Raw genomic sequence first — 13,983 nt, forward strand, 5'->3', positions numbered from 1 at the left:
TCAGCACATAAGTTTAAATTCATACTTTTGTACGGTTAGGGGTTAGCGTAATAATTTCAGTCGAATAGAATTTTTTAGGTGCCCCAACTTTCTCCGGGAGTGTTTCCAGCACTTCCGGTTAGTTTCTTAAGCACCTTTGTTGTTTTGCTTGTATTTATTTTTCCATGTTTCTTTATTTTTTTAAGTCGATAAAATAATTTGTTAATTGTTCTATTTAAGGTTTAATAACCAGCGTTTTACTATTTCCTCTATTTTCAACCTGGAAGTGTATCTGGTTGGAGGCCAGTATTTTTAACAATTGGGATAATTTAACATCCCGCGGAATTTGCCCATCGAAGGCATCATTAACCACATTTCCCTCGTAAATTACATCCAGATCATACCAGCGCGATATTTGCCGCATAATAGTTTTTAGCTCTGTTTGGTTAAAACGGAACAAACCATCCTTCCAGGCAATGGCTTGTTGAACATTTGCCTGATGTACCGCTATTTTATGAGTTCCGTTGCCAACCAAAGCTTCCTCACCAGGCTGCAATAAAGCCACTTGTTCACCCGTAGCTACCTGTACGCTGCCCTCAATCAAGGTGGTTATCACAGCGGGCTCATCATCATAAGCGCTAATATTAAAATGGGTGCCCAAATCTTCAATGGTTTGCCCCTTTACCGTTACCCGGAATGGTTGGGCAGCATTGTGCACCACCTCAAAATAAACCTGGCCGGTAATTTTCACCGACCTATCTTTCCCAGTAAAGGCCACGGGGAACGTGATGGAAGAAGCCGCGTCGAGCCATACTTTTGTTCCATCCGATAAAATGAGCCCATGCTGGCCACCGCGCGGAGTGCTCATGGTATTATAAGTAGCCCCCTCTAAATCTCTCCCGGTTGGGGATGCTTTTGAAGCATTGTAAATAACTTGCCCATCGGCGGTTTTGTTGATGGCGGCGCTGCCCTGATTAGCTAATAAGCCAGTTTTTGCATCTGTTAAAACAATTTGCTTACCATTAGCCAGGGTAATAGTTGCTTTGTTAGTGCCGGGCGTTATATCCTGTATTTGGTTTTGGGCGGTTTGCTGCTTTGTTTCAGCTTTATTAAAGTACAGATATGCCCCAACAGAAAGGAATAATAAAATTGAAGCGGCCGCGGCGATGCGTGGCCATAATTTGCGTACGATGGGGGCAGATTGAGAATGGGCAATAATGGTTTGCCGCATTTTAGTATTCAAAGACCTGATGCTTTCTTCCGATGGTACAAAGGTACTTTCGGCGAGGTCGTTTAAATGCCAACTTTCAACAATGGCTTTCTCCTCCTCGCTACAGGTACCTTCGTTATACTTTTTAATTAATTCTCCGGGTGCGTATTTTTGTTCCATGTATCCCTGTCCGCAATTGCGATTTGATACATGTAAGTTGAAACGAGGTTAGGGCCCAGGTTAATTTTACTTTTTTTTCAGAAAGACTAAAATCTGGTCAGAATAAGCAAGAAAGCCATCACACCAAGCTTCATTCTAAGTTCTTTTAAGGCATTATTAATCTGATTTTTTACTGTTTTTTCTGAAATTCTCAATTTTTCGGCAATTTCTTTATGTGAAAGCTGGGCTTTCCGGCTTAGCTCAAACACCTCGCGCATTTTAATTGGCAAAAGAGAGATTTCTTTTTCAATAAGGATCGTTAATTCTTTCTCTCGAATAGCATAATCGGCTTCTATATTTCCGATCTCAATAAATCGCTGCAACGATTCCACATAATTGGCCCTCACCTTTTTATGATCAAGCAAATTAAAAAATTTATACCGTACCGCGCTATAAAGGTATGACGATAAGGAAGTATTGAATAAAATGGCAGCCCGTTTATCCCAAAGGTAGAAAAACACTTCCTGAACAATGTCCTCAGCCTCGCTTTCGTCCTTAGTAATTTTACAGGCATAAATATACAACAGGCCCTGATAGCGATCGTAAATTTCAGTGTACGCAACCTGGTCATTATCCTTTAATAAAGACACTAATTGCTGATCGGTATATAGATTATAATTCGCCACTTGTATTCAGATAACGAATATAACGATAAATTAACCTGGAATTAACTATTGTTGTGCGAATAAGGGATAGGATAAGTTGGCACCTTGTTATGGGGATAGGATAGAGACACATCAAATTTCACCGTTGCGGGTAACCAAGTTTCAGAAAAAAACTCATAAGCAATAACTTATAGTCGCATCATTAGTCGTGTTCATCCTCAACAACAACATTCGCTTTGGAGACAGCGGACAGTTTTTTGTTTGAGCCAACGATATAAGTCATGATGTGCCGCACTACAACCGCGGATATACATACCAGGATAAGCAATTCCAATACCGGAGTATGATGAGTAATTTTGGATATCCAGGGATGGATCAGCAGGGTGATGTTTTGCATAAAGACGCTTGTGGTAAAATGCCTGTTCTTTTCAGAAGAAAGATGTTGATTTAAATGACGTACAAAGCCACCAATTTCAATTACCGGGCTTTTTCTTAAAAAATTAAAAATACAATCAAGAGCAATATACCACTGAATGACTGTTTCCGCTTGCGGGTAAAATCCGGATCCTTCATTTTAAACCTCAGAGCAAGTTCCGGGCTGAAAATCGCACCCCGATACGGTCAGCCTGCTGAGGAGGCCGCACCGGTAACGGTTGGTACTATGGCTTAGTTTAAAATAATCGCTTGGTTTTGAAATATTGAGTTTTTAGCTATGCTTTTAACTTAGTATTAAATTATTGTTATATTCGTTATTGCAAACGGAATGATTCCCTATATCAACTACACCGATAACGAATTGGCAGCTCTGCTCAGAGAAGGGGATCACCGTGCGTTTACCGAAATCTATAAACGCTACTGGAAAAAGATCTATATAATTGCCAGTAAGCGCCTTGGTGATGAGAATGAGGCGGAAGAGATCGTTCAGGATATTTTTCTAAACCTTTGGCGCAAGCATGCTGATTTCCGTTTGACTACGGGATTCAATAACTATTTTGCGGTGGCGGTTAAGTTTGAAATATTGGATGTTATGCGTAAACGCATAACCGCTTCAGCTTATGATAAGGAATTATTAGCTACCTATGCCGAAGCAGATCTCAGTACGCTAAGGCAGCTGGACATGCAGGAACTACAGCAAAAATTGCAATTGACGGTTAATGGACTGCCCGAAAAGTGCCAATTGGTTTTCCGTTTAAAACATGAACAGGGTTACTCGCAAAAACAAATCGCTGAAAAGCTAAATATTTCAGAAAAAACGGTAGAAGCTCATCTTTCAAGAGCAAAAAAAACAATGCGTACTGCATTTGGAAGTTTATTTAGTATTATTCTGTTTATTTATCTATAAATTTTCTTTTTTCTCTAGCATTTTCGCCAACACTGGCGTAAAATCCATCTTTTAATTTTTTTTGTAAAAAAACCAAGCACCCACTAAGGGATTTTTGTTTTATAAACGGTTATCTAATAAAGCGCATCTGAATGTCTTTACAAAAACCGGATAGAAACTTATTAGAATTAGCCAGGAAGTGGTTGTTCGGCACAATTTCCGAAAAGGAAAAGGTGGACTTTGATAGTTGGTACAATGAATTTGATGATACCAGGCACGAGGTAAAAGGAGACTTTACCGAAGAAGAACTGGAAGCCAGAATACACCGGGCCATTTTTGCAAAAGCCGGAATACAGGAGAGTAGCCATGATGTTAGCCAACCGGTGCGGATGTGGCCACGCATAGCCGCGGCAGCTTCTTTATTACTATGCCTTTCAGTTGGTGCGTATTTCATCACCCGTCAAAATACAGTATCAAACAATACCCACTCGCAGGCTGCAGTAATAATGCCGGGCAGTAACAGGGCCGTGCTTACCTTAGGCAACGGCAGGCAAATTGTTTTAACCGGAGCCCAGAACGGCCAGCTGGCTGCAGAAGGTGGTGCTACCATCAATAAAACGGCAGATGGTAACGTTGTTTACAACTCAGCGCAAGCGGTTCAGGTTAGCGAGGCATTAACTTATAATACGATGGCCACGCCCAGAGGCGGCCAATATCATTTGACTTTAGAGGATGGTACCGGCGTTTGGCTGAATGCCGCGTCTTCCATTAAATACCCAACAGCATTTACTGGCAATGAGCGCCGGGTAGAAATTACAGGCGAGGCTTATTTTGAGGTTGCGCATAATGCAGCCAAGCCTTTCCGGGTAGTTTTTAATGGGCAAACTGTAGAAGTACTGGGCACACATTTCAATATCAATGCTTACGCTGACGAGCCGGCAGCCAAAACTACGTTGCTCGAAGGCAAAGTTAAATTAACCGCTCAGGGATACGCTGCCATGCTATTGCCGGGCCAGGAGGCGGCTTTAGCGGGTGGTGGTTATAACGTAAAAGAAGCTGATGTGGAGCAAGCCATAGCATGGAAAAATGGCTTATTTCATTTTGATAATACTGATGTGAAGACACTGATGCGCCAGGTTGCACGCTGGTATGATGTGGAAGTAGCTTATGAAGGCAAAATAACCGACTACAAGTTTGCGGGTGACCTGCGCCGAAACACCAACCTGGCTAATGTATTGCAAATTTTTGAACAGGGTGGTATTCACTTCCGGATAGAAGGACGGAAATTAATTGTAACATCTTGAAATATTGATAATGATTGATCACACTTTAAACCCGTAGCCTATGTAATATTAAAATTACTTATTCAAAACAGGTACCAAAAAAATAACCGGAAGTGCTCTAATACTCCCGGCCAATAAGTTGGGTCACCTTTTAAAATTCTTGCGACAGAAATTCATTCACTCACCCAAACATGACAAAAGTATGCATTTAAACTTTTGCAGGGAAACTTATGTAAAAAGTAGATACCCTGCACATCAATTCATTTTAGCGATGAAACTCACAATATTGATCACGACCATCGCTTTTCTTCAGGTTTCTGCCGGAACACTCGCCCAGAAAATATCCCTGAAAGGCAATGAGATCTCATTAAAGAAAGCGTTGCAAAGCATTAAAAAACAAAGCGGATATGCTTTATTTTTTAACAATACACTGGTTGAACAAGCTGGTTCTGCTAACGTCGATCTTAAAGATGCAACCCTGGACCAAGCTTTGAGCGAAGTATTAAAAGGGAAGCCCTTTAGCTATACCATTATCGACAAGACGATAGTAATTAAGGAAAAGCCCGAGGGCCTGATGGATAAAATCATCAAATATCTGGCTATCCCCATCACTATTCACGGCAAGGTTACGGATGATAAAGGTTTGCCTATTCCAGGTGCTACCGTTTTACTAAAAGATAGAAGCCAGGCTACTACAACAGATGTAAACGGTAATTTTTTTATGCAAGGCGTAAGTGATAAAGCGGTAGTTGTAATTAGCTCTATTGGTTTTTTATCTAAAGAACTCAATGTTAAGGCCGAAATGGGAACGATTACTTTAGAAATAAGTAATTCCAAACTGGACGAGGTTGTGGTAGTAGGCTACGAAACTACTACACGCCGTTTAAGCACAGGATCTGTGAGCCAGGTGACCAGCAAGGAACTTGATCAACAACCTGTATCTAACCCGATACTCGGCTTAGAAGGCCGTGTTGCCGGCGCCTTTATAACGCAAACTTCAGGTTATGCAGGCGCTCCGTTTAATATCCAGATCAGGGGTCAGAATAGTATTGCTAACCTGAATATTGATGCCGGTGCTCCATTATATGTTATTAACGGTATTCCTTTCAACAGTAAACCGGTAGAACGTACCGTTGGTGCCTTTAGTATCACTCCATCAATCAGCCCTTTAAGCACGATAGACCCTACCGATATTGAAACTATAGATATATTAAAAGATGCTGATGCTACGGCAATCTATGGTTCAAGGGGCGCCAATGGCGTGGTGTTAATTACCACCAAAAAAGGTAAGGCTGGCAATACCAAGGTGAACGTAGACTTTAGCAGTGGTTTTGGTAACGTAACACATACTATTCCGTTGTTGGGCACTGATCAATATTTAAGTATCAGGCGCCAGGCTTTTGCCAATGATGCAATCATAAGCAATGGCACGGTTGTACCAACTGCTTCAAATGCATCAGATCTGACGGTGTACGATCAACATGCTTATACAGACTTTACCAAATTAGTAATGGGTAATACCCAGCATCAAACCAAGGCAACATTTGATATTTCGGGAGGCGACCAATTTACCCAGTTTTTATTTGGAGGCAATTACCGCCACGAATCTACCATACTGCCAACTAATGCCGGAGACGATGGGGTACAGTTCCATTTGAATATGCAGCACCACAGCCACGATAACAAATTCGGTGCGTTAGTTTCTGTAAGTTACAATGTAGATAATAATGCAGTGCCTAATTATACCTTAAGTACAGGTAATTACGGTTTGCCGCCAAACTTCCCGATTTATACCAATACAGGTGCCTACAATTGGTCGGGAGGTTACACCAATCCATTGGCACCGTTCAATGCAACGTATGCACTAAAATCTAATAACATGGTAACCAATGCAACTTTGCATTATATGGTAATACCTGGCCTTGATTTAAAGGTTAATGCAGGCTATAATTATGACAATGTTAATAGTACATATATTGCACCAATAGCAGCCGCTAACCCGGCATTTAATCCAACTCCAAGCGTTACGCTGGGGAATAACTATATTAAAACGTATATTATTGAACCTCAGGCCACTTATACACACACTTGGGGCAAAGGTAAATTAACAGCTATTGTGGGTGGTACCTGGCAAGAAACACAAACTGTGCAACCCTATTATATATTGGGAATTTATAGCAATATACAATTGGTAAACAGTTTAAATGCCACAACAATATTATTAAAAACATCAGGGTATACTGATTATAAATACGATTCCGGATTTGCCCGCGCAGAATACGCATGGGATGATAAGTATCTGGTTAGCGCAAATATTCGTCGCGATGGTTCATCACGTTTCGGCTCAAATAAGCCTTTCGGAAATTTTGGAAGCGGGGCCTTTGCCTGGATATTCTCTAAAGAAAATTTTGCTAAAAACTTAACATGGTTAAGCTTTGGTAAATTGAAAACGAGTTACGGCTCGGTAGGTAACGACAAGGTTTTGCAAGATTATTCTTACCTGAGTACCTATTCTTCAGCACAATTTTCTTACGGGCCAACAACCGCCCTTGCCCCAACATCTATATCCAACCCCAATTTACAATGGGAGCAAACCAGTAAGTTAGACGTAGCGATGGAGTTAGGATTTTTGCATGACAGGATATTTTTCTCGGCAGATGCTTACCGCAACCGTACCAGCCATCTGCTTGGAACTACACCATTACCTCCGCATGATGGCTTTAGCAGTTTAAGTGCTGCAAATTTGCCTGACGGCGCAATTGTACAAAACCAGGGTTTAGAATTGGAGTTAACAACTGTTAATATCAAAAATAAAGGTATTAGATGGACTTCCTCTTTAAATTTTACTATTCCGCAAAACAAGTTAGCAGCGTTTCCTAATTTAGCTAACAATCCAAGTTATGCCAATAGCTACGTGATTGGCCAATCACTCAATACACGTTTTGTTTATCACTCAACAGGCATTGTAAACGGTGTAGCTACCGTGCAGGATGTTAATAACGATGGCAAAATTACTGCAGCTTATTTAGCAAACGGCACTGGCGATTATATTATTGATGGTAACAGCGATCCTAAATTTTATGGGGGCCTGGATAATACGATTTCGTACAAAGGCCTCACCTTGGATTTTCTGTTCCAGTTTGTTAAACGGACAGCCCAACGCGGCGATCTTTTAGGTTACCCTGGTACCGCCAATAATATTGCGCAATCTATTCTCGATCTGCCATTCAAATACTCGGCTACATTCGGCACCGCATATCCAACTAACTTTTATTCTTATTACACCCAGTCGGATGCTGCTATTCAGGATGCTTCGTTTCTTCGCTTAAAAAACGTGTCGTTATCCTACAATGTTCCGCAGGTATGGGCCAAAAAATTAAGGATGTCAACATTCCAGGTTTATTTACACGGACAAAACCTGTTAACCTTTACCCATTACAAGGGTTATGACCCGGAAACATTGTCGAGCATTGCAGAACCAACACTAAGGATGATTGTAACAGGTGTTAAAATTACTTTTTAAAGTTTAATCATGAAAAAAGATCAAAAAGACAATTACCCCCATCATATAAAATATGGTGCCGTATATAAAATAACAGTATTAGTTATCAGTTGCTTCATGTTGAGTTCGCTTAACAGTTGTAAAAAATTGTTAGATATAAATCCATCGGGTTCAACTATATTGCAAAGCAGTGTATTTACCGATTCCGTTACCATACAGGCGGCAATAGCGGGTATGTATGTTAATGGTTTAGCTTTGCAAAGCAGCCCGTATCGCTTTAGCCTGTCAACAATTCCCGGCTTTACTGCCGATGAATTACAATACATCGGTCCGCTAAATGATCCTTACATTAATAATAATATTTTATCGTCAGATGATGGTACGGGGGCTATCTATAATCAATCATACAGTGCTATTTATAATGCCAATGCCCTGATAGCAGGCGTAACAGGTAATGGCGCTATTTCAGTTCGGTTCCAAAACCAGGCTATTGCCGAGGCCCGTTTTATACGTGCATTTGCTTATTTTTATTTGGTAAATTCATTTGGAGACGTACCCTTGGTGTTGAATACCGATCCTGGTGTAAATAATACTTTGCCCAGAACGCCCGTTGCCACTATTTATTCTCAAATAATTGCCGACCTGAAATTTGCACAGGCTACCTTACCGGCAGACTATACAACCATATCTGGTGGTGCCAGAACACGCGTAAACAAATTGATAGCAACCGCAATGCTGGCCAGGGTTGACCTGTATACCGGAAACTGGGCCGACGCCGAGGCACAAGCTACCACCATCATCAATAACTCCTTATTTACTTTACCTACCGATCTTACCAAGATTTTTACTCCCGCAGGCAGCACCCCGGCCGAGGCTATATGGCAGTTGTATAATGACGGCAATGGTTATACTTACTACGCCTCAAGTATATTTAGCCAAACAAGCAAGATACCTACCTATTATATAAGTAATTCACTAATCAATAGTTTTGAGCCAGGCGATGCACGTAAAGCCGCCTGGACTACCTCTGTTGCGTACCAGGGTACTAATTATACCTATCCCTCAAAATATAAAAATGTAACACTTAGCGCCAATGCTGAGTATTATACCGTTTTGAGGCTTGCAGAGCAATTTTTAATCAGGGCGGAAGCTCGTTTAATGCAAAATAACCCGACCGGTGCACAGTCTGACATTAACATGATAAGGCAACGGGCCGGTTTAGCAGCTACCACAGTTACCGGCACAACCGATCTGATGGCTGCCATTGTGCAGGAACGTAAAATTGAGTTCAATTGCGAATGGGGCCACCGCTGGTATGATTTAAAACGCTGGGGAACCATCAATGCGGTTTTAGGTGCGGCTAAACCAACTTTCTGGAAACCAACAGCAGCTTTATATCCCTTACCGACGGCAGAAATAACACTCGATCCTAATATCTCTCAAAACCCTGGTTATAATTAATTATTTAAGGTGGAAACTTTAACAGGCTTCCACCTTAATCTTTTCATTTCTAAAAATCAATAAACATGGAAAAGAACATTTCTGCGGTTTGGCCGCCTGTATTTGGTATTCAAAAAATTGGCAAATACTTATTACCATCGGTTATACTGTTAGCATTAGCTATTAGTGCCAATGCGCAGCAAAAATATGTGATCAATGGTAAAATTAATGGCTTAACCAAAGACATGAAGGTGCTGTTTAGTTACAGCCCGTCTAAAGAGGTTTTTATAAGAGACTCAGCCGTTGTAAAAAATGGTGCGTTTCACCTGGAAGGTACCATTGCCCGGCCCTACAAGGTTAACCTTTATTTAAGATCGTTTAACCCGCCGCCACCTCATAATTATAAGGTAGGTGATATTGTTCCAGCAACCGATGGCCAATCATTTTATTTAACCCCAGGTACCACCACTATAACAGGCAATAATTTAAACTCGGCTGTTGTTGACAACCCCGTACAAGCTGAATATATGGCGTACGAAAATAGTTTGATGCCATTAAAAAAGGCGGCCGGCCCTACTAATCTGGCTTTATACCACGCCAAAAATCCTGACTCAATTGCTGTGCTAAAGCAAAAACAGGCCGCGTTTACCAAGCAGTTTGAACGGATTAGTATCGATTTTATAAAAGCACATCCAAGCTCATACGTAGCTTATGATATTGTAAAAAGCCATGCCGTAGTCATTCAGGATCCGGAATCGTTTGAACTGATGTTTCATGCTTTAGCACCTAAATTTAAAAACTCTGAAGAAGGTAAAAAGATGCTGCATGACCTTGCTATGGTTAAAAAGTTTGCCATCGGCCAGCCTATCATGAATTTTACCCAAGCCGACGTGAACGGTAAACCTTTTTCCCTATCATCATTAAAAGGTAAATATGTATTGGTTGATTTTTGGGCAAGCTGGTGCGGCCCGTGCCGTATGGAATACCCTTACATCCACAAAGCTTATGATCAGTTTAAAAATAAAAACTTCGAAGTGATCGGTGTTTCTTTAGATGATAAAAAAGATTTATGGATTAATGCTATCCAAGACAATCATTTTGATTGGGTAGAAGTTTGCGACCTGAAAGGTCGTAAAAACGAAGTTGCCGTGGCTTACGGCATTAGTGCAATCCCTCAAAGTTTACTGGTTGATCCGAATGGTATTATCATCGCTAAAAATTTGCGCGGAGAAGACCTGGTAGAAAAGTTGAACGAAGTGATCAAATAATTAATTATAAACAACTATATAATGAAAAAGATAATAGGAATAGCCTTGTTGATGTTGCCGATTGCAGCATGGGCGCAAAATGTTGAATATACTGTAAAGCTGAAGGCAGATAAAGCTCCCGATCATACGCTGGCCCGTATCATATACGAGCTTAACGGAAAAACTACCTCGGATACGGCACGGGTGATGAATGGTATGTGTACGTTCCATGGAACTATACCTCCGTACCCTGTAGACGCCAGGCTATGGTGCCACAATGCGGGAGTTGGATATAACAATGGACATTTGCCCGATCAGTTAAATTTTTACTTAGAAAAAGGCACAATTAAAATCGATGCTAAAGATTCTATAAAATATGCAGTGGTAACAGGTACTAAAACTAACGAGGATTATAACAAGTTCAGAACCTTTATGATGCAGCCAACCAATAGCATAATGGAACTGACTAAGGAAAATATTTTGACCATGATGGCCAAGAGGGAGACACCTGAATTTCAGGCTGAATACAAGCCCCGTTACAGCAAAGCCGTTGCGGTTTATAAGGCAGCGCTATTGCAATATGTTAAAGAAAATCCAAATTCGTACGCGAGCGTTGAGGCTTTGAGCCAATGGGGAGGGTCAAAAATTGATGTGATTGTAGTTGAGCCTTTGTATAAAAGCTTATCTGCCGATGTGCGTAATACTAAAGCAGGCCAGGATCTGTTAAAAAGGATGATGAGCGCCCGCTCGACAGAAATTGGAAGCCTGGCACCGGTATTTACACAAAATGATACCATTGGCAAGGCCGTTAAACTAACGGATTTTCGCGGTAAGTATGTACTGCTGGATTTTTGGGCATCATGGTGTGGCCCCTGCCGTGAAGAAAACCCCAATTATGTAAAGGCTTACGCCAAATACAAGAACAAAGGCTTTGAAATGCTTGGCGTTTCGCTTGACCGCCCAGGGGCGCATGATGCCTGGATGGAGGCAATTAAAAAAGACGGCCTGACATGGACACAGGTATCCGACCTTAAATACTGGAGTAATGATGTGGCTAAGCTTTACGATATCCGTTCCGTGCCGCAAAATTTCCTGATCGATCCAACTGGTAAGATTATTGCCCCAAATTTAAGGGGAGAAGATTTAGATAAAAAACTCGCTGAAGTTTTTCATCAATAAACTCGAAAAAAGGGTCAATTTCTCAAACCCGAAACGATGTAGCAAATGGCATCGTTTCGGGTTTTCTTGTTCAATAATACCGTGATTGCCGCTGAAAAAAGCAAAGTGAAAATCGTTTTGATGAGGCATAAAAGTGCCGCCCCGCATGGTCTGAATCCATAATTACATTAGGAATTCAAAATTGCAGAAATGTTTAACGGCCCATCAATTTATCTACCCATTGAATAAAGTATTTGATATTAGGTGCATCAGTATGGCCTCCGTCATGCTGCCGCCACGCTAACTGCCCCTCTAACAAACCCGTGTTTACCGGAGGCATCTTCTCTGTTTTATAGTTGTTCGAAACGCCAAAATCCCGGGCGCCGAGCAATTTAAAAACGCTGCCTGCAGCAACACCGGCCATATAGCTGCCTTGTTGGTCAAGCCAACGCGCATCGCCTTGCGCTGGTACACCATAGCTTATAAAAGTAAGCCTCGGCGCGCACAGGGCAATCAGTTCGTGCGAATCAACCGGCAAATCATTAGCAGTTTTGGATCCGAAGGCAGATTCCGAAGCGGCATATTTCATAAAATTACCGGCCATCCAGTAATGAGCGCCGTTTGCCAAACTTTCTACCGATTCGCCAAAGTTACGCCGACTGGGTTTGGCACCGCCCTGGCCCGACGAGCCGATGAGCACCATGGCAAACCGCTCATCAAATGCCATAGCCACCAAGGCAGCCTTACCATAGCGCGATACCCCTTCAATACCTATATGCTTGCCGTCAACCATAGGCTCCTTGAGTAAATAATCCATCCCGCGCGATGCGCCCCATGCCCATGCCCTTAAAGTGCCCCAGTCATCCGGTTTACGCGGCTGCCCTTTATTCACTAAACCTATAATACCTTTGGTGATACCTGCGCCGTTATCGGCCTGCACGCTAACCGGATCAATCAATACATAGCCCCATCCATCAGCAATCAGTTGTTGTGCCGTAGGCGGATCGCCGGCAGGGCGCGGCGCAAACGGATTAAAACCCGAAACCTGTGGAGCAATAGGTTGATATGCCGGGTAACGTTCAAAAACGGTTTTTAAATTAGGGTTTGTTTTTTGCAGCAACTCCTTCATGGCATCATTAATTAATTGCAGCTCCTCTTTAGATGGCTGTGCAGGGGCCGGAAGGGCACTTGGTGCAAACATCATCAATACAGGTACCGGGCGTTTGGCATTGGCGGGGAGTACCAAAGTCATGGAGATACTCACCTGGATAAGGGGGTAGCTGCTGTTATCTACATGCCCTATTAGTTGTTTCGCTATAACCGGGGTAAAACCAATAAACTCATTATCGGTCACCTTCACCTCCCAGTTTACCGGGGGTACAACTTTAGGAACCCTGCCGTAAACTTCGCGCTCAAAATCTTCCACTATTTCGGGCCTTCTTTGTTTCCACCACTGTTCGGGCGAACTTACCATTTTGCCATTTTTTAAGGTGAGCGCGTCCGGATAATCAGGATAAGGATTAGCCAGGCCCTCATCAATATTGGCATGGTTTGGCGCACTTTCATCACCACTGGGGCCGGGCCTCATCGCCTTAATACCCAGTTGCTGCATCATATTCTCTTTATCTTGTTGCGATGTAAAGCTTACCGGCGCAGGTAAATTGCCTGTTTGCAAAGCACGATGATCTTGAGCGGCCACATGCATAGCCGCAAACAACAGCAGGAAGGTAACTCGTTTCATTTAGGTACATTGGTTAAAGGCCTTAATTTAACTATTTTGATTCATTCCCCACATCTCGCCTATCATATTAATTACATCTTCAAAAGTTTAATAAGCTCTTAGCCAAATATTTCCAAAGCTCCACACGGCCCTGTGCTAGAAATCAATCATCAGCCGGGCTTTGCCCCAGCGCTAACGGGCATTTTATCGTTTTACTTAATAATATGCGCAATTCGTCCATCTTAGGTTAACTGTAGTTTTTAAGAAGATAACAGATGTTAAGCTGCCGCATACGTCTT

Annotated in this window: 10 protein-coding genes; 6 read left to right on the forward strand and 4 right to left on the reverse strand. The window is 42.0% G+C overall.

The window, feature by feature from the left end; all coding sequences use genetic code 11:
* Positions 1 to 214: 214 nt before the first annotated feature.
* From MUCPA_RS08805 to MUCPA_RS08815, 3 genes are all read right to left on the reverse strand, one after another.
* Positions 215 to 1,369 carry a FecR family protein gene (locus MUCPA_RS08805; protein ID WP_008505826.1) on the reverse strand — a complete coding sequence of 385 codons (1,155 nt, stop codon included), beginning with the start codon at positions 1,367 to 1,369 and terminating at the stop codon, positions 215 to 217.
* Between the two features lie 86 nt (positions 1,370 to 1,455).
* On the reverse strand, positions 1,456 to 2,034 hold the full coding sequence (locus tag MUCPA_RS08810; RefSeq protein ID WP_008505827.1) for an RNA polymerase sigma factor: 579 nt from the start codon (positions 2,032 to 2,034) through the stop codon (positions 1,456 to 1,458).
* Positions 2,035 to 2,215: 181 nt separating this feature from the next.
* Positions 2,216 to 2,410, reverse strand: a complete 195-nt coding sequence (locus tag MUCPA_RS08815; RefSeq protein WP_008505828.1) for a hypothetical protein — start codon at positions 2,408 to 2,410, stop codon at positions 2,216 to 2,218.
* A 366-nt stretch (positions 2,411 to 2,776) separates the two neighbouring features.
* On the opposite strand from MUCPA_RS08815, the gene MUCPA_RS08820 reads away from it, so the two are divergent.
* The 6 genes from MUCPA_RS08820 to MUCPA_RS08845 all read left to right on the forward strand — a co-directional run bounded on the left by MUCPA_RS08820 (position 2,777) and on the right by MUCPA_RS08845 (position 11,985).
* Positions 2,777 to 3,355 carry an RNA polymerase sigma factor gene (locus MUCPA_RS08820; protein ID WP_008505829.1) on the forward strand — a complete coding sequence of 193 codons (579 nt, stop codon included), beginning with the start codon at positions 2,777 to 2,779 and terminating at the stop codon, positions 3,353 to 3,355.
* Between the two features lie 131 nt (positions 3,356 to 3,486).
* Entirely contained in the window at positions 3,487 to 4,638 is a 1,152-nt protein-coding gene (locus MUCPA_RS08825; protein ID WP_008505830.1) for a FecR family protein, read from the forward strand.
* Between the two features lie 250 nt (positions 4,639 to 4,888).
* Positions 4,889 to 8,140, forward strand: coding sequence for a SusC/RagA family TonB-linked outer membrane protein (locus MUCPA_RS08830; RefSeq protein ID WP_169316161.1), 3,252 nt, complete (start codon positions 4,889 to 4,891; stop codon positions 8,138 to 8,140).
* Positions 8,141 to 8,149: 9 nt separating this feature from the next.
* Positions 8,150 to 9,580, forward strand: a complete 1,431-nt coding sequence (locus tag MUCPA_RS08835; RefSeq protein WP_008505832.1) for a RagB/SusD family nutrient uptake outer membrane protein — start codon at positions 8,150 to 8,152, stop codon at positions 9,578 to 9,580.
* Positions 9,581 to 9,645: 65 nt separating this feature from the next.
* Positions 9,646 to 10,827, forward strand: coding sequence for a TlpA disulfide reductase family protein (locus MUCPA_RS08840; RefSeq protein ID WP_008505833.1), 1,182 nt, complete (start codon positions 9,646 to 9,648; stop codon positions 10,825 to 10,827).
* Between the two features lie 21 nt (positions 10,828 to 10,848).
* Positions 10,849 to 11,985: a TlpA disulfide reductase family protein gene (locus tag MUCPA_RS08845; RefSeq protein ID WP_008505834.1), complete on the forward strand. Its 1,137-nt coding sequence runs from the start codon at positions 10,849 to 10,851 to the stop codon at positions 11,983 to 11,985.
* A 193-nt stretch (positions 11,986 to 12,178) separates the two neighbouring features.
* Here the strand turns inward: MUCPA_RS08845 and MUCPA_RS08850 are convergent, their stop codons facing one another.
* On the reverse strand, positions 12,179 to 13,705 hold the full coding sequence (locus MUCPA_RS08850; protein WP_008505837.1) for an alpha/beta hydrolase family protein: 1,527 nt from the start codon (positions 13,703 to 13,705) through the stop codon (positions 12,179 to 12,181).
* Positions 13,706 to 13,983: the final 278 nt, after the last annotated feature.

The sequence above is a fragment of the Mucilaginibacter paludis DSM 18603 genome, from assembly GCF_000166195.2.
Taxonomy (GTDB): domain Bacteria; phylum Bacteroidota; class Bacteroidia; order Sphingobacteriales; family Sphingobacteriaceae; genus Mucilaginibacter; species Mucilaginibacter paludis.

Coding starts and splice junctions, on each gene's coding strand:
- MUCPA_RS08830 (WP_169316161.1), top strand. CDS start 4,889: ATGAAACTCACAATATTGATCACGACCATCGCTTTTCTTCAGGTTTCT.
- MUCPA_RS08845 (WP_008505834.1), top strand. CDS start 10,849: ATGAAAAAGATAATAGGAATAGCCTTGTTGATGTTGCCGATTGCAGCA.
- MUCPA_RS08820 (WP_008505829.1), top strand. CDS start 2,777: ATGATTCCCTATATCAACTACACCGATAACGAATTGGCAGCTCTGCTC.
- MUCPA_RS08825 (WP_008505830.1), top strand. CDS start 3,487: ATGTCTTTACAAAAACCGGATAGAAACTTATTAGAATTAGCCAGGAAG.
- MUCPA_RS08835 (WP_008505832.1), top strand. CDS start 8,150: ATGAAAAAAGATCAAAAAGACAATTACCCCCATCATATAAAATATGGT.
- MUCPA_RS08805 (WP_008505826.1), bottom strand. CDS start 1,369: ATGGAACAAAAATACGCACCCGGAGAATTAATTAAAAAGTATAACGAA.
- MUCPA_RS08850 (WP_008505837.1), bottom strand. CDS start 13,705: ATGAAACGAGTTACCTTCCTGCTGTTGTTTGCGGCTATGCATGTGGCC.
- MUCPA_RS08815 (WP_008505828.1), bottom strand. CDS start 2,410: ATGCAAAACATCACCCTGCTGATCCATCCCTGGATATCCAAAATTACT.
- MUCPA_RS08840 (WP_008505833.1), top strand. CDS start 9,646: ATGGAAAAGAACATTTCTGCGGTTTGGCCGCCTGTATTTGGTATTCAA.